Raw genomic sequence first — 22,292 nt, 5'->3', positions numbered from 1 at the left:
TACTTGATGTTTGGAGGAATAATAATGAAAACTATTTATGACTTTGAAGTAAAAAAAACAAATGGTCATACAGAACAGTTAAAAGATTTTGCAGGAAAAGTAATCCTAATCGTTAATACTGCCAGTAAGTGCGGCCTTACTCCTCAGTTTGAAGGATTGCAAGAGCTATATGAAAAATATAAAGATAAAGGCTTTGTCATCCTTGGTTTTCCATGTGCTCAATTTAACAACCAGGAATTCGCTAATATCGATGAAACAACAGAGTTTTGTCAAGTGAATTATGGTGTCTCCTTTCCAATGTTTGCAAAGATAGATGTAAACGGTGATAACACAGAACCACTGTTTTCTTATTTAAAAGAAGAGAAGAAAGGTGTACTTTCAAAGAATATTAAATGGAATTTCACCAAGTTTCTTATTGACCGGAATGGGGAAGTATACGACAGATACGCACCAACAACCGAACCGGAAAAATTAACGAGTGACATTGAAAAATTGCTCTAAAATTAACATAAGGATTCCCCTATTAAATATAGGAGTTTCCTTATGTTCTATTTTCTATGATCAAAAAAAGGCCCCCATTCGGAACCTTTTATTATATCAGTTTATTTTTTCTTTTTAGATAATCTACCGAGTAAGAATGCACCAGCAGCAACGCCAAGAATAGTATTTGTCTTTTTATTAAATACTTGTTTTGCAACGAGATTGATGTTTTGTGGTCTTTCTGCGAGACGTCGCATGTAATAACCGTACCAGTCATCACCAAACGGAATATATGTGGTAAAGTTGTAGCCTTCTTTCGCAAGCTCTAATTGCATTTCTTTCCTGAATCCATATAACATCTGGAATTCAAATTGATCATTTGGAATATCATGTTCCTTTACAAATTTCTTCACATGATTAATTACATGATGATCATGTGTTGCAATCGACGTGAATTTACCATGTAACAAATGATATTCTATTAGTTTAATATAGTTGCTATCAATCTCTTCCTTCGCAGTATAAGCAACTTCAGCTGGTTCTTTATATGCACCTTTTACAATACGCAAACGATAATTTTTATATTTTTCTATATCTTCTATTGCTCTATAAAAATAGGCCTGGATAACAGTCCCTATATTATCATAACTTTTTGATAATTCATCCAATAAATCAAATGAAGGTTGTAAACGGCCATGATCCTCCATATCAAAATTGATAAAGATGCCATATTCATGAGCCTTACTTACTATTTCTTTTAAGTTCTCCAAACAAAAGGAGTAATCAATGTCTAAACCTAATTGAGATGGTTTTAACGAAATATGAGCATCGACTTCATGCTCATGAATCGCTTCAACAACTGCTAAGATTTGTTCTTTTGCTGCAGTCGCATCCTCTTTTTGATTAACAAATTCCCCTAGATTATCGACTGTACATGCGATACCATGGGCATTTAATTCTTTAATCTTAACAATCGCTTCTTCAATATTTGTACCCGCAACGACACTTTGAGCACCCAGTTTTAAACCATATTTTTTTGCTGCACTATTTAAAAATTGATTTTGAGATAAGCCTATAAATAGATCTTTCAGCATAGCGATTACTCCTTGTCTATTAATTTTTACATGGTCATTATATCATAAATTAGCAATAAAAATTATTTTGCGAATAATTATTTTTTTCCTATATTTAAGAAGAAACAATGATTTCTTTCTTTAAAATAACTGTACCACTAAAAGAAAGGAAACAAACCAAAAAATTATATTTAAAAAATAAATAAAGGCGGAAAAGAAGATAAAAATATGTCCATTTCTAATAGTTGTATTTATGTATGATAATTGCGTGGGACGAAATCTAGGGAAGCGCATTGACGAAAATCATAACAAACAACCGAATGAAGAAAAATGATCAATTCCATAAAAAAAACGAACAAACACTATTCCCTAGTATTTGTTCGGATTCTCATTTCGCATATTCCCTTGTTCCTCAGTAACCTTATAAATCAGAGATAATAATATATGTTGCATTTATGGGTCCATGTACACCGACGACTAAGTTCATTTCAATATCAGCAGAATTACTTGGTCCAGTTATAAAGTTAATACAACTAGGAATTACTCCTGTTTCTTTTATTTTTTCCCGGATATAGGCAGCTGCTTGTGTCATTCTCGGTACGATAGAACTTCTAGGTACAAGTATAATTGATTTTTCCGGTAAGAAGCTGACTGTCCTGCCTTTGTGTTTATCACTAAATAATACGACAGTTCCCGATTCTGCAAGGGTAATCTCGCTAATCGTTAATCCGATGTTTGCTTTTTCAGCTATTGCTATATTTTCTACTTCAACTTCATGATTCCATTCATAGTACGCTACCCCTTGCTTATGCAATTCATCAAGCTTGGCTGTTACTCCCCATGCTTTTAATCTACTATCACGCCAAGTTACGATGGATTCACCGCCGTAATCTGACACTCGGTCTTCTAATGTTTGCGGCAAGTTTGATAGATTTGTTTCAATCAAGTCCGTGTGAATTAATTTGCATTGGTTCTTTAAGACCGAAATTAATTCGGACTGCGATGCCCCCTTTAACACCCGCTTTTGTGGGGCATATTTCCACTCGGGTTTTTCTATCTTCTTCCTCACTTCTTCTTTTCCTAATCGTGTTGCAATTTTCTTAAGAAATATATCTCTATTTTCAATCGCCATGATTCTTTTCCTCCTTGCCCCTTTGTTTAAACCAGTCACGGAATCTTTCCTTTTGCGGAGCAGGAAAATCACGGATTTCCGTCCACGCCTTTAATGGACCGACACCTTTTGTTAGCTTTGTCCCATCAGAAAATGGCCCAACAGCCTTTGAGGCAAATTTCCCACCCATTTTATATAAAGCAGGAGAAGCTGCTCCAAGACCAAAAGCTTTCATCGCTAACTTTTCAGAAATGGGGGCTTTTCCTTCTTTTTCAACAATGACTTGCCTATGTTTATGAAGAAGGTCATGCAATGGTATTTTCACCGGACAAACCTCAGTACACGCCCCGCACAATGTGGAAGCATAAGGAAGTTCTTTATATTCTTCATAACCACCGAGTAATGGAGAAAGTACTGCACCAACTGGACCTGAGTAGATAGAACCGTATGAATGTCCGCCTACATGACGGTAAACGGGACATACATTTACACAAGCGGCACAACGTATACATTGGAGGATCGATTGGAATTCTCCACCTAAAATATTTGAACGACCATTATCAACAATAACTAAATGAAACTCTTCTGGGCCATCCACTGCTCCCTCTTCTTTTGGGCCACTTAAAACGGTAACATAACTTGGTAATTTCTGTCCGACTGCACTACGAGAAAGCATTCCTACTAATACTTCTAATTCTGTAAACGATGGCACAAGTCTCTCCATTCCCATAACAGTTATTTGTGTATCGGGCAAAGAAGTTGATAAGTCGGCATTTCCTTCATTCGTTACGAGGCAGATTGAACCTGTTTCAGCGACGGCAAAATTACATCCAGTTATACCTATATCTGCTGTTAAATATTCATTTCTTAGCATTTTCCTAGCATGTTGTGTTAATTCCTCCGGTCTATCTGTCCCCTGGTAACCTAATTTCCTGGTAAACACATCTCTTACTTGTTCTTTATTTTTGTGTAGTGCTGGAGCAACAATATGTGATGGAAGGTCATGATCATCGATTTGCAAAATATATTCACCTAGATCTGTTTCAATGACCTCACACCCAACCGATTCCAAATGATGATTGAGATCGATTTCTTCTGTCACCATTGACTTCGACTTTACTACTTTCTTAGCATTTTTCTTCTTAATTACACCTTTAATGTAATCATTAGCCTCTTCTGGTGTTTGCGCGAAAAAAACATGTCCACCTAACTTTTCTACATTTTCACTTAGTTGAAACAGATAATAATCTAGATTTTCTAATACATGTTGTCTAATTTCTTCCCCATGTGCTCGCCATTCTTCCCAATCGCCTAATTCATTTGCTGCATCCTGTCTACGCACTTCCAAGCGATCTTGCGCCCCTGAAACCGCCCCTCTCATAAAGCGATTTTCTAAACCAGACGCTACTCGATCAGTAAATTGCTCATTTCCAATCCTCATTGGCATATCAATCACCCTATCTTTCTGTTCTACTATTTAATACTTCAGCAATATGCATCACTTTCACTGGTTCGCCCACTCTATCAATTCGACCGCCAATATTCATTAAACAGCCACCGTCAGCGCCAATTAAAAGCTCTGCTCCTGTTTCATTAATATGGGCTACTTTTTCATCTACCATTTGCTCTGAGATGGCCCCCATCTTTACAGAAAATGTTCCACCAAATCCACAGCATTGACTTTTATTTGGCAATTCTGTAAACTCTAATCCCTTTACATGTGATAATAATTTCATCGGCGCTTCTTTTACACCTAACAATCGTGTCATATGACAGGAAGTGTGATAAGTAGCTTTCGCCTGATAGCTTGCGCCTACATCCTCAACTTTTAACACATCAACGATAAACTCTGTTAATTCATACGTTTTTTTAGCTAATTTTTTCGCTTGTGGCCCCCAATGTGGATCGTCTTTAAATATATGCTCATATTCATGAAACATATAGGCACATGAACCAGATGGACAAACTACATATTCAGAATGACTAAAGGTTTCTATCATCCTTTTCATTGCATCCCTTGATTCTTTTACGTAACCACTATTGTAAGATGGTTGACCACAACATACTTGATTTTCAGGAAAATCCACCTCACAGCCAAGCCTTTCTAATAATTCTACAGTTGCTACCCCTGCTTTACTGTTAAACATATCGACTAAACAGGTAGCAAAAAGTGAAACCTTCATCTTAAAAACCCCCTTATCGCGCTAATAAATAATCAGATAACTACTATCTATCGTACCATTGTTTGTATATTTATTAAATTCTAAATATTAATACGTTCTATTCATAAGACGAATAAAAGATGTATCTTTTAAGGTAAAAAGAACGTTTCCAATGGTAAGCTAGATGAAGGAGCCATTGTAAAGGTGAAGAGAACGATGTATATCATTCATTACTTAGGAATGTACAAAATGAAGGGAGACCGGCAAAACCCATTTTTCTAAAGCTTTCATTTTGTACTTTCCAGTTGAGAAAGACAGAGATAATCCTGCAGTTACGTGGATTCTACGGGAAGCGTGCCAGCATTTCAGCTAGAGTGAGTGAGCCATACATTATCCTATTCACTTCTTATGAAATGCCTATATTTCACATTGTTGCTGAGGCCATTTTTCTAAATCTGTTGTTTGAAATTGCACTTTTCTCAAAATTTTTTTATACTCCACCAACATTTGTAGCATCTATTTCGTTATCTATATGAAGCTGAGAAGAAAAACTACTTTTCCATGGAATAAAGGTGATTGTATTGCAATCTATTTATATATCATTGCGGGATGATTTATATAAATTTGCTTCGTCTATTGCTTATGATGAGCATGAAGCACAGGATTTGATCCAACAAGCTTTAGAAAAGGCCATGCATTTAGATGATTTGTCTTCTTGGCCAAAATATAAGCAAAAAGCTTGGTTTTACCGTGTCATGAAAAATCAATTGATTGATCAGCGGAGAAAATTCAAACGAGAAATGAATATTGACCAAAATGAAGAAGTAATTTTACCTACCTTTATGAAAACCTCAATTGAAACGGTAGAGTTACTTAGTCAATTATCAGCTATTGAAAGTGATATCATTTTCAAAAAATACTGGATTGGTTTAAAAAGTGATGAAATTGCTATAAAGCTTGGTTTATCAGCTTCAACTGTTAGGTATCATTTAGCAAAAGCAATGAAAAAACTACGAAAGATCTTAGAGGAGGAACAATAATAATGGGAAAAAAATATAGTAATGTCGGGGTTTTAAATCTTATCCAAGCAACTGAGGAAAGCATTCAAGAAATAGAAAAGATTAATAATGTAGGGTTACTCGTCTATTCACAAAAGAATGCATACCTCGTGCCAAAATTAAATGTAAAAAATATTGGCCAAACCATTATGGTAGAGAAGAATGTGAAAATGGCTAACGGTGTCTACAAGGTTGATTCTGCTTATTTAAAAATTGTAGGTGACAATGAAACGGTGTTTATCAATGGAGCAGTCATTGTGAATGTAGATGTCACACTAGAAGAACTTCTGCAAAAAAACATCACATTTATTGTCAACGGTATCATCTACTCTCCATCTCACTTGAACGGCGCTATTCAATCCAAATTATTAACAACAAATGGTACATTAGTCAGTTATGAAGGGCCAGAACCTAAATTAGAAAATGGAAACCTTCATTTAACAACAGGATATTTAGAAGGGTTACGTGAAGGCACAAATCTATTAGTAAACGGGATAATAACAATTGATGAGCATGTTGATTTAACATTATTGAAGGAAAAGATCGCGAGGTTAGATATTAACGGTACGATTCGTTATTATGATTTTCAACAACCTTTAATCTTAGGAAAATTAAGTATTAACGGTAACCAAAACATTATCCCAAAAGGCTATCAAGTACTCTCAACTCAAACCCATTTAAATAAACATAATATTAAGAGATATAAACAACAATCGATTTATACAACTAAACCTATATTTATTGATTCAACTATAACTAGAGAAGGATTGAATGAAGCATTCTCTTCTATTCATTCTTTATCTTATATCTTGTGCCCAGAAGGTACAGAAGATATTCTTTTTGAAAAATTAGCCAATCTCGAAAATGAAGTTTTTGTTTATGTTAAAAACTATATAGCAGTAAAAGAGGAGACATGGTTTTCGACTAACTTTAAGCAGTTAGATCCACAAACAACAATAATCATACAAGATCAACTAACAATAAATGACACGTTAACTCATGCAGATATTGACCATATCTCAGAAATTATTTTAGCAGGGGATATTTTAGTTGTAGATGAAACAACAAAAGTGATATTAAAGAAAAAGGTCAGTCAATCTTTTAAAGGTGAAATACATGTTTTACAAGATCATGATGAGCAAATAGCAACTAATATTGGCGAACTTGTTTTATAAACCATGGATCATTATACTCTTGAAATAGCGAAAATCAAAATAGAAGAATTGCTGAGTACAGTGGAAACTCGCACTCGGCAGTTCCCTTCATCATGGCAACCACAAGAAGTTGCGCGTTCCATATGGGAAATCAGAGGATACAGTAGGTTATTTATCTCTTATTGTCTATCAATGATTGGTCAATGGTTTGATATGGTAGCAATTATGGTCCTATTTGGATATGTATGGCAAACGAGTTCTTTTCTACTTGCTTTCATACCCATTGCTTATGCTTTACCACAAGTTTTATTTTCTCAATTTTCTGGCATCTTTGTACAAAAGCGCAATAAAATTATCCTTATGGGATGTGCTGATTTAGTAACGGTTTTCTTTACAATTTTCTTATTCTTTGCAAACACTCCTTGGTTAGCACTCATTTTATTGGCACTTCGATCTTTTGTCGGTACTGTTCACTTTCCTGCTCAACAAGGTTTAGTTCATGAGCTCATTCCAGCTCATTTAAAACTAAAGGCCGTTTCTTGGAATGGAGGTGTGAATCAAGCAGCAAAAATCATTGCACCATTAATAGGTGGTGCATTACTCACCTTATTACCTGCAAAACATTTACTACTATTTAACGCATTCGCTTTTATGATTTCTGCTTGTTTATTATTTTCTTTAAGAAAAATCATACAAACAAAAGCAAAGTATACACAATCACCGCGTGAAACAGTTGACAATACATTTTTAAATCAATGGAAAAACAGTTGGAAAAGTTTATATCGTGCTCCAACTTTAATGATTGTCTTATCATTAAATATAGTAGGAATGTTCATTATCCAATTAGTTGAAGCACAATTCCCTGCGCTATTTCAACTAGTTGCGCCAACAAAACCTGCATATATGACACTATTGATTGCAAGCATTGGATGCGGTTCAGTATTAACAATCTATATCATTAGTAAAAAAGAAAGGTTTGTGCGCTTAGAGAGATGGCTTAGTTTAGCCCTTCTTAGTCTTGGTTTAGGGTTTACTGGCCTTGGTTTTTTAGAAAAGGGCTTTTCCCTTAGCTATATTCTCCTCCTTGGTGTCTTGTGCGGAATAGGAACTGGCATTTCTATTATTATTACTAACTATTGTATACAAACAATTCCACAGGAAGACGAAGTGAGTTCCATTGCTGGTATTTATCAGTCATTAACAAGTTCGACGATTTTCATCTCTCCTCTTGGGGGAGCCTATCTTATTCACCTTTTTGGGATTCAAAATATATTCTTAGTAAGTGGCTTATCTCTTATTATTTTAACTTTTTTACCTTTTCTCATGAATAAAAAGACAGCTATTTACACATTTGTTAAAAGTAATAAAAGCTAGGTACAACTATGTGTACCTAGCTTTTACTTAAATAAATTTTGTTTGATTTTTACACAAATGGGTAAATAAGTAGGACAGAAATAAATAGGAGTGTTGATCATGTTAACAACAGCGGAACAACTTCTTTTTCTTCGTGATTTATACTATTTAAAAAAACTCCTACAAAAAACACCCAAACATCAAAGAAAGACAAAGGACCAAATAGCTGAGCAGATTCTATTGATAGAAAGTGTTGTACAGTTTAAGATAAAAAGTTAGACTGGATTGAACAACACTTCTGTCCTCATTTTTATAAAAAATTTAGCATACCTTTTCATTTACCCATTAAAGATTCTTTCTAATCATCACATATCTTGAGCAATTGAGGTTAAATTCTCTGCTGTAAACGCTACCTCTTCAAACCCTTTTCCTAAAAGATGGACTACGTTAACAATTCCATCGATTTCTTCCATAATCTTTTGATTCTGTTGCATCGTATCTTTCATTGTACCAACAATATATTCAAAATGTTCTTCCGTCGCCTTCATATGAGATTGACCGTTTTGGACTGTATTACTTACTTCTTGAAGTGATTCACTTAATTTATCGATTTGTCCATTTGTATTAGCGATTAATTGTGAGACATTTTCTACAGACGATCTTGTTTGATCCGAAAGTTTTCTCACTTCCTCTGCCACTACCGAAAACCCACGTCCATGTTCGCCTGCTCTAGCGGCCTCAATAGCAGCATTGAGGGATAATAAATTCGTCTGACTCGATATATCCGTTACAATTGTAGTAATTTCATGCATTTCATCCATTACATACAATAAACTTTTAACATCTTGTTTAATTTCTGCAACAGAGTCGACAATCGTCAACATTAATTCACCTTGTTCATTGATAAATTGCTTGCCGTTTTCAGCATACTCCTTCGCTTTTAGAGAAAAATCTTGCCCCTTCTCAGCATGCTCGACTACTTCTTCTGCTTGAGCAATTAATTCTTGGAAAGATGCGTTAGTTTCCTCAGAAATGGCTGCAAGGGTTTCTGTTTCTGTTGCTACATTTCCCCTTATTTCTTGTTTCTTATCTTCTTCTCTTGCTTTTAAAGTCTCTATTTCTGTATCATAAGCCTCTAAGACCAGCTGTTGTTCAAAGCTAAAAATTTTCGTTACGGCAGCAATTAGAAGACAGCAATCACGCGAAGTAAGTTCCATCTTTTCTACAAGCTGGATAATCGATAATAATAATCCTTGGAAAGCAGACATATACCATTTTGTTTGTAAGCCTATTTTCACATGTACATGGGCAATCCGTAACCGCTTCGCCACATACTCTTCATTTATTATACCGGCAAACATTTCTTCAATATGTACCCTCAATGTTCCTTTTAAACGCTCTACCGTACTATAATCTTCAATAATTTCAATAAGTGATTGCTCTTTGTAAATATTATCATAGAATTGATTAACTAATTGTTCACTGTGCGTTTGAATGATTGGCTGCATCTTGTTTATGAGACCTAAATCAGTTTCACTTAAATGAATTAATTCCATTTGTCGTGTGAACTTAGATGCGTCACCAAGGTCCAATACACCCTTTCCTTCTTCAACCTCTTCATTTAACTTTTTACTCGTTCTTTTTTTAAACAAACTCATGAATGCTTCCCCCGAATGATTTAATAGGTAAATTATACTATTAATATCGGTTGTTTTTGAAATAATTCCATATTCTTTCATAAATATAAATACCCATCAAATTCAACTTTCTATTCAAAGGTCCTTTTAAAACGAGAGAACATTTTCGATTGTAAAAAGCTCAAATAAGGTAGGAGGTAATTTGAAACAGTATAAAAATAATCACGAAACAGTTCAAATGTGAACTGTTCGTGATTGATTCGATACACTTAATCCATTTCATTATACATCGGTACTTTATACACCTAAATGGACTTTTAATAATTCATCATTATGCAATAGCTCAGCAGGAAGCCCTTGCCAAACGACTTCTCCCTTGTTTAAAATAATCACTTCATCTGCCACACAACAGGCTAAATCAATATTTTGTTCTACGATTAGCATGGATAATCCTGTTTTCTTGACATCTAAAATGATATTTTTAATTTGTTCAATAATAACAGGTGCAAGTCCTTCAGATGGCTCGTCCATTAACAAGAAATCTGGATTAAGTAAGAGCGCACGGCCAATGGCTAGCATTTGTTGTTGCCCACCTGATAATTCATTGCCCATATTCTCTTCACGTTCTTTTAATATCGGAAATAATTGATAAACTTCTTCAATTGTCCATTGTTTTTCACTAGATATACTTTTTCTTTCAGCTATTAACAAATTTTCTTTCACCGTTAAAGAGGGGAAAACCCGTCTCCCTTGAGGGACAAGACCAACACCAGCTTTAGAAATATGATTTGGTGTTCTACCAACAAGCTCTTTATCCTTAAACTGGATGGTGCCTTCCTTAGGAACAACTAGCCCAGCGATAGAATGAATCGTTGTTGTTTTGCCAGCACCATTTCTACCAAGAAGTGCAACACACTGACCCTTCTTCACCTGTAAATTAACACCGTGTAATATATGGCTATGACCATAATATGAATGTACTTCCTTTAGCTCAATCATGACTCAACGCTCCTCCACCAAAGTAAATTTCTTGGATCATTTGATTTCCTCGAATTTCTTCAGGGCTAGCCGTCATCATCGCTGTCCCATGGTGAAGGACAGTGATTTTATTAGCCAAACTAAACACAACTTCCATATCATGTTCAATAATAACCAAAGTAATATGATCAGGTATTTTTTTGATGAGTTTAACAAATCTACTTGTTTCTGTTGGCGACATTCCTGAGGTCGGTTCATCCAAGAGTATAATTTCCGGATTTGTACTCAATGATAAAATAATTTCTAATAAACGTTGTTCACCATAGGAAAGTTCTTTGACCAATACAGTACGGCGCTCTGTCATTTCCCACTCTTCTAGTAATCTATGACACTCTTCTGCTAAATCATTATAATTTTGCATAGGCTTAAACATATTGAGTCGATATTTCTTTTTCCCCATAATCGCTAAACGTACATTCTCTTCAACTGTTAATTCCTCAAAAAGATTATTCTTCTGAAAAGTTCTCCCCATCCCCTTCTCGGTTCTTTTAAAGGAAGGAATATGATCAATACGCTTGCCCGCTAAATAAACTTTTCCTGAAGATAATGGCAATGTACCATAAATACAATTAAATAAAGTTGTTTTACCAGCTCCATTGGGGCCTATAATCACATGACGTTCTCCCTTATTTACTTCGATATTGACACCTTTTAAGATATGCAATGCCTTAAATGATTTATTTAAGTCTTCAATTTTCAATAATGTCATCAGCTTGCTTGCTCCTTTCCTTTAACATGTTTATCTACAGGAGCATTCCGAGAAGATTTAAATAACTTTAAGCCAAATGTCGCAACAAACTGGAGAAGATGCAATATCCCTCCTCTTTTTAAGAGAACAATTGCTATGAATAATAATCCTAAGATAAGCGGCCAGCGATCTGTCATCGTACTAATATAGTTTTGTAGGAAAACAAATGCCCCAGCACCTAATGCCGGACCAAAAATCGTACCCATACCACCAATAAAAACCATGATCATTACTTCTGCACCCATATGCACACTGAACAGTGCCGGAGAAACAAATTGTGTTTTATAAATGTATAAGCCTCCAGCTAAACCTGCCATACTACCGGCAATTAAATAAGCAAACATTTTATAAGTCTTCGGGTTATAGCCTAGAGCAATCATTCTGCCTTCATTCTCCATCATGCCTTTTAGCACTTTGCCTGCTGGGGCATTAACAAAAAGTTTCAAGAGAAAATAAGTAAGAACAAAGAAAAATCCCATCATGTAAAATAAACCGATATTAGAAGTAATCTCCCCAAAACCAAAATTAGCTGTCAAACTTGCACTATAGCCATCATTTCCACCCCAGAACTTCATTCTTGAAGTAATTAAAAATAAGACTTGAGTAAAAGCTAAGGTAATCATTAAGAAGAATACCCCTTTATTACGAATAGCAATATAACCTGTAACGAGTGAGAAACAAAGTGAAATTAGTATAGCTGCACCTAAAAGTAAATAGATATTTGCTGTATATTCACTCAAAATAGCAACGGTGTAAGCACCTAAACCGAATAGTGCACAATGTCCTAATGATGGCATTCCTCCAAAACCCATAATCAGACCCAAACTCATTGCAAAAATAGCGAAAACAAGAATTTCTGTTGATAAATACACCATAAATGGAGAAATGATGTGAGGCAGAATTAAAACAGTGATAAGCAAAAGAATAGTTGATAATAATGCTTTTTTCATGATTCCACCCTTCCGAATAAACCTGTTGGTTTAACCATTAAAATTGCAACCATTAATATGAAGATAAAAGCCATCGCAAACGTAGGCATATAAATTCTTCCGAAAATATCGACAAACCCAACAATCATTGAAGCAATAAAAGCACCTTTCCAACTGCCTAAACCACCAATAATGACGACAATCATTGAATTAACAAGAATCTCCCATTCCATCATCGGGTACATTCCAAGTATAGGTCCACTTAACACACCCCCGAAAGCAGCCAAAGCAGCACCAAAGATAAACACCCCTGAAAAAATGATTTTCACATTAAACCCAAGTGCTGATACCATTTCCATATCATCTACACCTGCTCGCACAATCATTCCTACTCTTGTCTTTGCCTCAAAATACCAAAGAACGAAAGCAAACAGAATTCCCATAGCAATGACAAATAGACGATAAGCAGGGAATGTCATTCCCACAAAATCTAGTGAATAGTCAAAGAGTGCTGGTACTGGGATAGAGAGAAAATTACCTCCCCAAATCCATAACGCTAAATCACCGAGTACAAAAACGAGACCAACAGTTAGCAACACCTGATCAGTTTCACTTCCATGCACTCTCGATATAAGTAATTTTTCAATAATTAGAGCAAAAATGGAAATCACAATGACTGCCAAAACCATCGATAACCAAAAATTCATTCCGCTCCTAGAAAACGAATAAGCAACATATCCTGCGAGTATAAAAAAAGATCCATGGGCAAGGTTCATAATCTTCATTAAACCAAAGATAATGGAGAGACCTGCAGCCATTAAAAATAACAACATGGCATACGCCAATCCTGAAACGGTGTTAGCAATAAAAAATTCCACTTGTTCGACTCCCTTCAGAATAAATAACTACGAAGAAATAACTTCCTCTGTATATTTTTTGGAAAAGGCATTGATGGAGTATCATGCCTTTCCCCTTACAACTCTTTTACAGGTAAAGAGTCCCTCTTAAATCTTATTTTGCTTTCTCGTATCCAGGATCTTCTGCCGGCATTTGCACTTTTTCATACGTACGAACGAGTTCAAAGACGATTTCTCCATCTTTCTCGGCACCTTTTAAAATATAGTGATTTTGGATTGGGTGATTCGTTTTTGGATCTAACTCAATTGGTCCACGAGGGCTATCAAATGACAAACCAGCTTTTAAAGTTTCAATAATATCGCCAACTTCTGTACTACCAGCTTTTTGAATTGATTCTGACATCACTTTGGCCGTATCATAGCCGTTAATAACATAGTTGTCGGGCACTTTATCATACTTCTTGGTATAATCATCAACGAACTTTTTGTTTAACTCATTTTCTAAACCCACATGATAATGAGACAGTGTATAACCATTAACTACTGCATCACCAACTGCTTCAACTGTTGATGGGGCATTCAAAACAGAACCACCATCGACAAGAGCGTAATTCTTAGCTAATCCAAATTCCTTAAATTGTTGCACAAATCTCGGACCGTCCGCACCTGGTATAAACATAAATACAGCATCAGCATCATGCTGTTTAATTTGATTAATATAAGAAGAAAAGTCACTAGTACCCGAAGGTGCCCAAAGAATATCTAACACTTCTCCCCCATGCTCTTTAAAATTCGCAGAAAAGTCAGTCGCCTGTTCATGTCCAGCCACATAGTCAGAAGCAATAACGACTGCTTTTTTACCAATATTTTCAGCCATATCAACCCCTAATGTGCCTGCATAATTGAGAGAGGAAAAACCAATTCGCCAAACATAATCACTTTTGTCTCCCCATGATAAGCTATTACCTGAACCGACTACATTAATAATTGGGACACGCTTATCTTTTTCAGCAGCTTCTGTGAGTGCATATGAAATACTACCAATTGTACCTCCTCCAAGGAAATCCACTTCCTGATTCAGAGTTAGTTGTTGATAGTTCTTCAAGGCTTTTTGAGGATCTCCAGCATCATCCTCGAAAAATAATTCCACCGGTCTATCACCAATTTTGTAATCATTCTCTTCGAAGAAAAGCTCTACCCCTTCTTTCACCCCTTCACCCATAAAAGCAAAATTGCCTGTTAAAGCAAGTGTAAAACCTAATTTAATTGACTCACCTTCACCATCTCCTGACGCTTGTCCACCACCACTCCCACAAGCTGCTAGAAGCATACTTAGAACTAACATAATAGCCAATAACGCCCTTTTGTTTTTCTTCATTTACCCTTCCCCCTTATTCAAAATTTTCAGATCTTTTAAACCAAACCAACTACGGAATTTTTGTTTCGAATAGAAAACACTGTTGTCGCAGTGTTTTCTTGTCATTTATTATAGTGGATAAGAAATTGTATGAAAAGACTAAATTTTTTATAAATTAAATATATTTAGAATAAAGTTTTATTAGTAAATCTTTATACTCATTAATTTTTAATAGATATCTGTTTTTCCATAACTTTTTATTATTTAACAAAAGAAAATAACAGTATATTTTTTATTAAATCTCATGTTAAAACATCTTACATAACTATCAATATACTGATAATAATGGAAAAATAATTACAAATATAAAAAAACAAAAGAGCATCAATGTTTTAAATAAAAAACACCGATGCTCTTTTGTTACATAATTTTTAAAGTAAGAAGTGTATCATAACTCCTTCTGACATATCCTTGACAACTCTTAACTTACTAAAGCATTTAAAGTTAATGTATGGGTGTTTTATCACATCCCACACAAAGAAATTCTGTTCATAGCCACTTATCACCAAATTTATCCATATTGCTTATTACATATGCTCCCTTTTACTTCACTCGTTACACTTTTTTAAAAATTTATTCCAATTGAACAAGTTAAATTGAAAGTAATTCAAACTTTAAAATAAATACCTTCTTGATTCCACTTTTATTACATGGGCTTATACACATTATTTTTCATTTTCATATGGACAAATGTCCAACCTATTTTCACCTGAGTGAATAGGATGTAAAGACAAATTACCCAAGGAAAGGAATGACTAGTTTGGAGCAGCTTATTACACCATGGGATTTAGATGAGACATTAGCTGATTTATATGTGCCACCATTTATTGAAGAAATGGCTCAACAAGTGATTAAACAATACAATTTTAATGTGAGTAGCATGGAAGTTATTACAACAAAGGCAGATAAGGGTGGACTTATATGGAAGATCAATACGAACATAGGACCCAAAAGTTTAAAAATACTCCATCGGAAACCCTCCAGGAGTTTATTTAGCATTGGTGCACAGGAATATTTAGTTAATGAAAAAAAGGCTAGAATACCACCGATTGTAAAGACAAAATCGGGTAGCAATATAGTGGAAATGGGAGGGAAAATCTGGTTTGTTGCCGATTGGATTGAACCTCTATATCAAGTATCTGCCGATATTGAAGGAGCAAAGCTATTGAGTAACGCTATTGGAGAGTTCCATCAACTTTCCAAAGGGTATGTTCCTCCTAAAGGAGCAGAGAATGCTTCAAGACTTTTACGATGGCCAAATGCATATAAAAAAGTAGTGAGAAAAATATCTTGGTTTAAAAATGTAGCTAACTTATATTCAGAAATGCCCACGAGTAAGACGATCTTAAGTACAGTTGATATGTTTGAGGAGCAAGCAAAAAAGGCATTGACTATGCTGGAGCAATCCTCTTATCAACAGCTGGTCGCAAAGGGAAATAAAGAATGGGGATTAGTCCATCAGGATTATGGATGGTCGAATGGACAAATGGGACCTGGAGGTATGTGGATTATCGACCTTGATGGTGTAGCCTATGATTTGCCTATTCGTGATTTACGCAAACTCATATCTGGTTCTATGGATGATCTAGGAAGGTGGGATATTGATTGGATAGTAGGAATGCTAGAAGCGTACAATGAAGCTAACCCTATCACTGACGAGTTGTTTGAGATTCTCTTGATCGATTTCTCATTACCAAATTTATATTATAAAAATGTAAAAGATATGTTATTCGAACCAACCATAGCATTAAATAGCGATTTGGATGCTATTGTCCAGCGAATCGTTGAAATCGATAAGACCAAATGGCCAATTCTTGAGCAATTACGTAAAGAATGGAGAGGGGGAAAAAGGAAATGAAAGTGCTAATAGTCTGTACAGAAAAACTTCCAGTTCCACCGGTAAAAGGAGGAGCAATACAAACATTCATCGCTGGAGCTATTCCAAACTTAAGTAAAAACCATTCTATTACAATAATCGGAAGAAACGATGACACATTACCCGATAAAGAAATAAAAGATGGTGTTCATTATGTAAGGGTTCCAGGAGGATTATTGGAGACTTACAGGGAAGGTGTTGTAGATTATCTTAAAAACAATACTTTTGACTTAATTCACATTTTTAACCGCCCCCGTTTAGTATTACCAATACGAGAAGTGGCACCAAACTCACGACTCATATTAAGCATGCACAATGATATGTTCAAGAGGGAAAAAATAGATACTGAAGAAGCCCAGAAAGCAATTGATCAATTAGATAAAATTATTACCATTAGTAATTATATTGGTAATGAAATAGTAAAGCTTTACCCCGATGCCCAACCTAAAATTCAAACAATTTATTCAGGAGTGGATTTAGAGCGATTTGTTCCAACGTATTCTGTCAAGGGTCAAAGGATTAGAGCTTCCATGCGTCAAAAACACAAACTAGAATCGAAAAAGGTAATTTTATTTGCTGGACGACTTTCAGTGAACAAGGGAGCAGATATACTTTTACGATCCATGCTAGATTTGGCTAAAAAGCATCCTAATGCGGCCTTGGTTTTAATGGGAAGTAAAGGCTTTAGTGATAATAGAATGACCGATTACATTGCTTATATTAAAGCGATTGCAGAACGCCTTCCTATACCTGTTATAACTACTGGCTTTGTTCACCCTGATGAAATTCAAGACTGGTTTGCTACTGCTGATATATTCGTTTGTCCTTCTCAATGGGAAGAGCCGTTAGCACGAGTACATTATGAAGCAATGGCGGCTGGGTTACCCATTGTGACAACTGCTCGTGGAGGAAACCCTGAAATAATCGAGATTGGAAAAAATGGGTTTATCGTTGAGCAAGCAGATGACCCTCGAGAATTTGTAGCTCATTTATCCAAATTACTTTCCAGTCCTTCTCTCTGTAGAGAAATGGGTCAATATGGTCGTAGCTTTGTAGAAAAAAATCATAATTGGAATCGAGTCATCGACGATATTTCCCAAGTGTGGAGCGGGATTGATTATAAAATTCAAAATAACGTTGACATTAGTAGTACTTCTAACATGAATGGCGAGAAAGAAGAACAACTGTTTACCAAAAAAGCTGTAGCTGAGAAGATTTCGCCTATAGAGAAAAAACCAATCCGACCAAAACAAAAGCAGCCAATTAAAAAGATTACTACTGCTTCGATACCATGGATTAATAAAGAAATATTAGCTAATAAAGCAAGCAACTATTGAATCTTAGACTGAATCAACGTTGAGGTAGAGAAACTTCCTCGAAAATGACGAAGCCGTTGAAATTTTACAATCATAAAATTTCAACGGCTTTATTTAAATAGAAATAAGGAAAACTTCTGATATGGTAAAGTGACTGTAACAAGATAAAATTAGGAATAAGGGTCCTACTGTTTAAAGATTAAACACAATGAAAAGTCAGTTTGCCTTTAGATTTAGAAATGATATTCTTTAAAAGTTATTGCTTATGTACAAGAAGGCTTGCTAGAATATGACCGACGAATGATGCTTAAAATCACCTGATCACCTACACACCAACAGTTTTTATCGGTCGCAAAATTTTGTTTTTAACTGTCATTATTAACATCATGTTTACTAACAATAAAAAAGGTGAGCAAAAGGTTAGCTAGCAACCTTACTCACCCTCTTTTTTGTTAATCGATTAGAATCGAAAGAGTGGCGACCGAAACATTTTACGATAATGATCTTTGTTTTGTTTTGGAATCAACTCAGAATAAACGTTGGTTAACCGGCTAGCAACATGATGAAATTGAAAATTAGATTCCACTAATTCTCTTGCATTTCGGGTAATGCTATTAATAGTATCCGGGTTCTTTAAATAGAAATTAATTCCTTTTGCAAATTCACTAGCTTGATCATACTTTTCAATTAAATAACCCGTTTCTTTATGAGAAACTATCTCTGCATTTCCTCCCCTATTTGTTGATATTATAGGGATACCAGCAGCAAAAGCTTCATAGTGAACCCGAGCTAAGGGTTCTTGCCATTGGGAAGAACAACAGAAAATATCACTCATTAAAAAGATGTTAGAAATTTCACTTGCAGGAATAAAATTTGTGAAAATAACTTTGTCACCTAACGGTTCGGCTAGTTTCTTCAAATAACGAATATAGTTATTTATTCCATCATCACTAAACCACTTTCCCCCAGCAATCACAAGTAAAGTATGAGGGTATCTTTTAGCAATAGCTTTAAAGGCGGATATTAGAAGATGAGGTCCTTTATTTTTAGTGAGTCTTCCAACAAATAATATGACCTTTTTATCTCCAATATTGTATTTTTGTCGATATTCTTCTCTAATTTGTTTTCCTTTCTCTGACCAGACTGGAGGATATTCTACTAGATCTACTCCTGAGTAAACTACTTTTGTTTTTGATTCTGCTTCTGGAAACCTCTCCACCACAGTTTGTTTTATATATTCACTAACTGTAACAATCCTTTCAACAGAGTTTACAATTTCCTTTCCATTCTCCAGTGATACCTTTTTTTCAGAAAGCATATCATTATGAAGTCCTAAAACAAACTGACTTGAAGGGGAAGCTTTTTTATAGAGAGGAATATTTAATGGACGGTTAAAAACATGAATAATGTCAAACCTTTTTTCAGTAAGTATTTTAGCAATATCAATTTCATAACTTTCAGATGGTAACCGAATGTATTGCACTTCGTTACGTACTTCATAATCAGGTAGAGATGGATCGGTGACAGAGAAAATAGTTAAGTTATTTTCTTTACTGAGAAAAGGAACTACACCGTCAATCATCATTTGAATTGCACCTCCCTTTATAGCAGGAGAAGGGAGTTTTTCTGTACAAATTAAAGCAAGCCTCATTACTCTTCCTCCTTATAAATAATCTTTAAATCATTTATTTCACGGAGAAGCCCTTCTTTTAACGGCACAGCTGGCTTATATTGCAGAATCTTCAATGCCTTTGAAATATCTGCCCAAGTATGTCGCGGTTCCCCGCGCGGTTCTCCAATAAATTCCACGGTTGCTTTTTTCCCTGTTAAATCTTCTAATATTTCAATGACATCCAATATAGATTTCCGTTCTTTACCACCAATATTAATTGTCTCTCCAAGGGTATCCTCTGCATAAAGAGCAGCAAAAGTTCCTTCTACACAATCTTCTACAAACGTAAAATCACGTGTTTGTTTGCCATCACCGTATATTGGAATAGGTTTATTCGTTAAAATGCATTCGATAAATCGATGAAATGCCATGTCAGACCGTTGTCTAGGTCCATAAACAGTAAAGTATCGAAGAATAGTTATTGGAAGACCATCATTTTCACTGTATACCTTACATAAATACTCTCCTGTTAGCTTCGTTACACCATAAGGAGAAAGTGGTGAAAGTGGGCAATCTTCTGAAACCATACCAACCTTTTCTCCATATACAGAAGAGGTGGAGGCGTAAATAAACTTCTTTAAAGAGACATTCTTACAAGCCTCTAATAGCCGTTGGGTGACAAGAATATTATTTTCCTCATACAACTTGAAATTGTTACCCCAGCTTGAACGAACACCAGGCACAGCAGCTAAATGATATATCACATCATCTTTGGCAAGAATTTCACTCCAATCAATGCCTAGTAAATTCTTATTTATAAATTGAAAACGTGGATGAATCAACAGATTTTCTATATTTCTTAGTTTAATTGACTTCTTGGATGGGTCTATAAAACCATCAATGCCAATAACAACATTCTCTTCTTCTCTTAATAACCTCTCACATAAATGAGAACCGATAAACCCAGCGGCTCCTGTTACGATAATCCTCATTGTCTAGCCACCCCAATATATTGAAGTTGATGTTTTCTTACGACTTTAGGGTCAATGATATTCCGTCCATCTACTAAAATATTTCCCTTCATTAACTCATTTACCTTTTTCCAGTCTACGGTTTTAAACTGGTTCCATTCTGTTGCAATAATTAATGCATCTGCTCCTTTAATAGCTTCATACATGTCATGATGAATGGTAATGGCAGGTTCAAAAGAATTGACAATAGGATCATAGGCGTGGACCTCTGTCCCTCTTTCCAATAATTTCTCAATTAATAATAATGACCTTGATTCACGTATATCATCTGTGTCGGGCTTAAAAGCTAAGCCCCAAACGGTTATTTTTTTCCCATCCAAGTTTGTTAATTGATTTGTTAATTTATCAATATACAAATCAATTTGAGAGTCATTCACATTTTGAACGGCCCTTAACATCTCAGGATTAACATTTCTTCGTTTGGCAGCGTATTCTAATGCCCGAATATCCTTTGGAAAACAAGACCCACCATAACCTAATCCTGCATTCAAAAAATAGGGACCAATTCTATTGTCTGTCCCTAGCGCTTTTGCAATATGCGTTACTTCCACATTATAGGCGTCGCAAATACGGGCGATTTCATTAATGAATGAGATTTTTGTTGCCAACAAGGCATTATTGGCATATTTAATCATCTCTGCTCCTGTTAATGAAGTAATAATATAAGGTGCTTGTAACTTCTCATAGAGAGTTTGAATTATTTTAATAGATTGAGGGCTTTTTCCACCCACAACAATTTTATCCGGGTTCATCATATCAAATACAGCATTTCCTTCTCTAAGAAACTCTGGATTGGATACAACGTCGAACATACGCGAGTCGATCCCTTTTTCTATTAATGTTTGATGAATCCATTCATTGGTACCTGGTAGTACCGTACTTTTAATAATGATTGTTTTATGAGAGGTTATCGTCTGTACCAAGGTGTCAATGACTTCGTTAATCGCAGTTAGATTTTGACTCCCATCTTCTTTTGTAGGAGTACCGACTGTGATGTAAAGAATTGGGCATTCTTTTATCACACGCTGGATATCCGTTGAAAAATGAAGAAGACCTCTTTTTTTATTTCGAACAATCAGTTCCTTTAATCCTGGTTCATAAATAGGGATTTCTCCCTCAATTAATTTTTCTATTATCAATTTATTCTTATCAACACAGTAAAGCTCATGACCTAAGTCTGCCAACACAGCACCAGTTGTTAAACCAACATACCCTGTACCAATGACACATATTTTCACCATTATCATCCTTACTTGCTCATGTTAAAAACATTCAATTTATCATTATCTTATTTAGCTTCAAACAAAACGTGAAAGTGGGAAAAATATTTAAGATGGAAATGGTAAAAAAACAAAAACTATATGGTTAAGTACCTTTTCTTATTGGACAAATTACCAAGTAAAATATATTAGATTAATATATAGAAAGTGAAGAGGAGAG

The 22,292-nt window shown here is 35.2% G+C and carries 20 protein-coding genes; 7 read left to right on the top strand and 13 right to left on the bottom strand.

Going from position 1 to position 22,292, the window contains the following annotated elements:
• Window positions 1-24: 24 nt before the first annotated feature.
• Window positions 25-501 (top strand): glutathione peroxidase, encoded by a 477-nt coding sequence (locus MHI57_RS22355; RefSeq protein ID WP_307318038.1) that lies wholly within the window; start codon window positions 25-27, stop codon window positions 499-501.
• 101 nt (window positions 502-602) lie between these two features.
• Here the strand turns inward: MHI57_RS22355 and MHI57_RS22350 are convergent, their stop codons facing one another.
• The 4 genes from MHI57_RS22350 to MHI57_RS22335 all read right to left on the bottom strand — a co-directional run bounded on the left by MHI57_RS22350 (window position 603) and on the right by MHI57_RS22335 (window position 4,847).
• Window positions 603-1,574 carry a proline dehydrogenase family protein gene (locus MHI57_RS22350; RefSeq protein ID WP_095370054.1) on the bottom strand — a complete coding sequence of 324 codons (972 nt, stop codon included), beginning with the start codon at window positions 1,572-1,574 and terminating at the stop codon, window positions 603-605.
• 400 nt (window positions 1,575-1,974) lie between these two features.
• Window positions 1,975-2,685, bottom strand: a complete 711-nt coding sequence (locus MHI57_RS22345; RefSeq protein WP_340978209.1) for a LutC/YkgG family protein — start codon at window positions 2,683-2,685, stop codon at window positions 1,975-1,977.
• The gene (locus tag MHI57_RS22340) at window positions 2,675-4,111 is read right to left on the bottom strand and encodes a LutB/LldF family L-lactate oxidation iron-sulfur protein (protein ID WP_095370056.1); all 1,437 of its coding nucleotides are present in this window, start codon (window positions 4,109-4,111) and stop codon (window positions 2,675-2,677) included. The genes MHI57_RS22345 and MHI57_RS22340 overlap by 11 nt, the downstream gene beginning before the upstream one ends.
• Before the next feature lie 10 nt (window positions 4,112-4,121).
• Window positions 4,122-4,847 carry a (Fe-S)-binding protein gene (locus tag MHI57_RS22335; protein WP_095370057.1) on the bottom strand — a complete coding sequence of 242 codons (726 nt, stop codon included), beginning with the start codon at window positions 4,845-4,847 and terminating at the stop codon, window positions 4,122-4,124.
• Window positions 4,848-5,398: 551 nt separating this feature from the next.
• On the opposite strand from MHI57_RS22335, the gene MHI57_RS22330 reads away from it, so the two are divergent.
• From MHI57_RS22330 to MHI57_RS22315, 4 genes are all read left to right on the top strand, one after another.
• Entirely contained in the window at window positions 5,399-5,866 is a 468-nt protein-coding gene (locus MHI57_RS22330) for an RNA polymerase sigma factor (protein WP_233435280.1), read from the top strand.
• Between the two features lie 2 nt (window positions 5,867-5,868).
• Complete coding sequence (locus MHI57_RS22325) at window positions 5,869-7,059, top strand: hypothetical protein (RefSeq protein WP_340978206.1); 1,191 nt, start codon at window positions 5,869-5,871, stop codon at window positions 7,057-7,059.
• Window positions 7,060-7,062: 3 nt separating this feature from the next.
• Window positions 7,063-8,412 (top strand): MFS transporter, encoded by a 1,350-nt coding sequence (locus MHI57_RS22320; RefSeq protein WP_340978205.1) that lies wholly within the window; start codon window positions 7,063-7,065, stop codon window positions 8,410-8,412.
• Window positions 8,413-8,511: 99 nt separating this feature from the next.
• Entirely contained in the window at window positions 8,512-8,670 is a 159-nt protein-coding gene (locus MHI57_RS22315) for a hypothetical protein (protein WP_157733759.1), read from the top strand.
• A gap of 86 nt (window positions 8,671-8,756) precedes the next feature.
• On the opposite strand, the gene MHI57_RS22310 is transcribed toward MHI57_RS22315, so the two are convergent.
• The 6 genes from MHI57_RS22310 to MHI57_RS22285 form a co-directional block, all read right to left on the bottom strand.
• Window positions 8,757-10,049: a globin-coupled sensor protein gene (locus tag MHI57_RS22310; RefSeq protein WP_095373500.1), complete on the bottom strand. Its 1,293-nt coding sequence runs from the start codon at window positions 10,047-10,049 to the stop codon at window positions 8,757-8,759.
• Window positions 10,050-10,325: 276 nt separating this feature from the next.
• Window positions 10,326-11,027, bottom strand: coding sequence for an ABC transporter ATP-binding protein (locus tag MHI57_RS22305; protein ID WP_095370060.1), 702 nt, complete (start codon window positions 11,025-11,027; stop codon window positions 10,326-10,328).
• Window positions 11,020-11,775, bottom strand: coding sequence for an ABC transporter ATP-binding protein (locus tag MHI57_RS22300; RefSeq protein ID WP_095370061.1), 756 nt, complete (start codon window positions 11,773-11,775; stop codon window positions 11,020-11,022). The genes MHI57_RS22305 and MHI57_RS22300 overlap by 8 nt, the downstream gene beginning before the upstream one ends.
• A complete protein-coding gene (locus MHI57_RS22295; RefSeq protein ID WP_322910052.1) occupies window positions 11,775-12,764 on the bottom strand; it encodes a branched-chain amino acid ABC transporter permease in 990 nt (329 codons plus the stop codon). Before MHI57_RS22295 ends, MHI57_RS22300 begins: the two co-directional genes overlap by 1 nt.
• Window positions 12,761-13,621, bottom strand: coding sequence for a branched-chain amino acid ABC transporter permease (locus MHI57_RS22290; protein WP_224935586.1), 861 nt, complete (start codon window positions 13,619-13,621; stop codon window positions 12,761-12,763). The genes MHI57_RS22295 and MHI57_RS22290 overlap by 4 nt, the downstream gene beginning before the upstream one ends.
• Before the next feature lie 133 nt (window positions 13,622-13,754).
• On the bottom strand, window positions 13,755-14,978 hold the full coding sequence (locus MHI57_RS22285) for an ABC transporter substrate-binding protein (RefSeq protein WP_322910050.1): 1,224 nt from the start codon (window positions 14,976-14,978) through the stop codon (window positions 13,755-13,757).
• A gap of 799 nt (window positions 14,979-15,777) precedes the next feature.
• Here MHI57_RS22285 and MHI57_RS22280 point away from each other — a divergent pair.
• Both MHI57_RS22280 and MHI57_RS22275 read left to right on the top strand, forming a co-directional pair.
• Window positions 15,778-16,875 carry a CotS family spore coat protein gene (locus MHI57_RS22280; protein WP_416337098.1) on the top strand — a complete coding sequence of 366 codons (1,098 nt, stop codon included), beginning with the start codon at window positions 15,778-15,780 and terminating at the stop codon, window positions 16,873-16,875.
• On the top strand, window positions 16,872-18,230 hold the full coding sequence (locus MHI57_RS22275; RefSeq protein WP_340978204.1) for a glycosyltransferase family 4 protein: 1,359 nt from the start codon (window positions 16,872-16,874) through the stop codon (window positions 18,228-18,230). The genes MHI57_RS22280 and MHI57_RS22275 overlap by 4 nt, the downstream gene beginning before the upstream one ends.
• Before the next feature lie 439 nt (window positions 18,231-18,669).
• Here MHI57_RS22275 and MHI57_RS22270 read toward each other — a convergent pair whose 3' ends face one another.
• From MHI57_RS22270 to MHI57_RS22260, 3 genes are read right to left on the bottom strand one after another with little or no spacing between them, the layout of a single operon-like run.
• Window positions 18,670-19,860, bottom strand: a complete 1,191-nt coding sequence (locus MHI57_RS22270; protein WP_340978203.1) for a glycosyltransferase family 4 protein — start codon at window positions 19,858-19,860, stop codon at window positions 18,670-18,672.
• The gene (locus MHI57_RS22265) at window positions 19,860-20,813 is read right to left on the bottom strand and encodes an NAD-dependent epimerase/dehydratase family protein (RefSeq protein WP_322910047.1); all 954 of its coding nucleotides are present in this window, start codon (window positions 20,811-20,813) and stop codon (window positions 19,860-19,862) included. Before MHI57_RS22265 ends, MHI57_RS22270 begins: the two co-directional genes overlap by 1 nt.
• Complete coding sequence (locus tag MHI57_RS22260; RefSeq protein ID WP_095370066.1) at window positions 20,810-22,090, bottom strand: UDP-glucose dehydrogenase family protein; 1,281 nt, start codon at window positions 22,088-22,090, stop codon at window positions 20,810-20,812. Before MHI57_RS22260 ends, MHI57_RS22265 begins: the two co-directional genes overlap by 4 nt.
• Window positions 22,091-22,292: the final 202 nt, after the last annotated feature.

It is taken from the genome of Cytobacillus sp. FSL K6-0129, from assembly GCF_038007625.1.
Taxonomy (GTDB): domain Bacteria; phylum Bacillota; class Bacilli; order Bacillales; family Cytobacillaceae; genus Cytobacillus; species Cytobacillus kochii.
The sequence above is the reverse complement of the archived record's forward strand: the minus strand, read 5'-3'. Positions and strand labels throughout refer to the sequence as shown.

What these genes read in the sequence shown, in the direction of transcription:
- MHI57_RS22355 (WP_307318038.1), top strand. Translation starts at nt 25, where the DNA reads ATGAAAACTATTTATGACTTTGAAGTAAAAAAAACAAATGGTCATACA.
- MHI57_RS22350 (WP_095370054.1), bottom strand. Translation starts at nt 1,574, where the DNA reads ATGCTGAAAGATCTATTTATAGGCTTATCTCAAAATCAATTTTTAAAT.
- MHI57_RS22345 (WP_340978209.1), bottom strand. Translation starts at nt 2,685, where the DNA reads ATGGCGATTGAAAATAGAGATATATTTCTTAAGAAAATTGCAACACGA.
- MHI57_RS22340 (WP_095370056.1), bottom strand. Translation starts at nt 4,111, where the DNA reads ATGCCAATGAGGATTGGAAATGAGCAATTTACTGATCGAGTAGCGTCT.
- MHI57_RS22335 (WP_095370057.1), bottom strand. Translation starts at nt 4,847, where the DNA reads ATGAAGGTTTCACTTTTTGCTACCTGTTTAGTCGATATGTTTAACAGT.
- MHI57_RS22325 (WP_340978206.1), top strand. Translation starts at nt 5,869, where the DNA reads ATGGGAAAAAAATATAGTAATGTCGGGGTTTTAAATCTTATCCAAGCA.
- MHI57_RS22320 (WP_340978205.1), top strand. Translation starts at nt 7,063, where the DNA reads ATGGATCATTATACTCTTGAAATAGCGAAAATCAAAATAGAAGAATTG.
- MHI57_RS22315 (WP_157733759.1), top strand. Translation starts at nt 8,512, where the DNA reads ATGTTAACAACAGCGGAACAACTTCTTTTTCTTCGTGATTTATACTAT.
- MHI57_RS22310 (WP_095373500.1), bottom strand. Translation starts at nt 10,049, where the DNA reads ATGAGTTTGTTTAAAAAAAGAACGAGTAAAAAGTTAAATGAAGAGGTT.
- MHI57_RS22305 (WP_095370060.1), bottom strand. Translation starts at nt 11,027, where the DNA reads ATGATTGAGCTAAAGGAAGTACATTCATATTATGGTCATAGCCATATA.
- MHI57_RS22300 (WP_095370061.1), bottom strand. Translation starts at nt 11,775, where the DNA reads ATGACATTATTGAAAATTGAAGACTTAAATAAATCATTTAAGGCATTG.
- MHI57_RS22295 (WP_322910052.1), bottom strand. Translation starts at nt 12,764, where the DNA reads ATGAAAAAAGCATTATTATCAACTATTCTTTTGCTTATCACTGTTTTA.
- MHI57_RS22285 (WP_322910050.1), bottom strand. Translation starts at nt 14,978, where the DNA reads ATGAAGAAAAACAAAAGGGCGTTATTGGCTATTATGTTAGTTCTAAGT.
- MHI57_RS22275 (WP_340978204.1), top strand. Translation starts at nt 16,872, where the DNA reads ATGAAAGTGCTAATAGTCTGTACAGAAAAACTTCCAGTTCCACCGGTA.
- MHI57_RS22270 (WP_340978203.1), bottom strand. Translation starts at nt 19,860, where the DNA reads ATGAGGCTTGCTTTAATTTGTACAGAAAAACTCCCTTCTCCTGCTATA.
- MHI57_RS22265 (WP_322910047.1), bottom strand. Translation starts at nt 20,813, where the DNA reads ATGAGGATTATCGTAACAGGAGCCGCTGGGTTTATCGGTTCTCATTTA.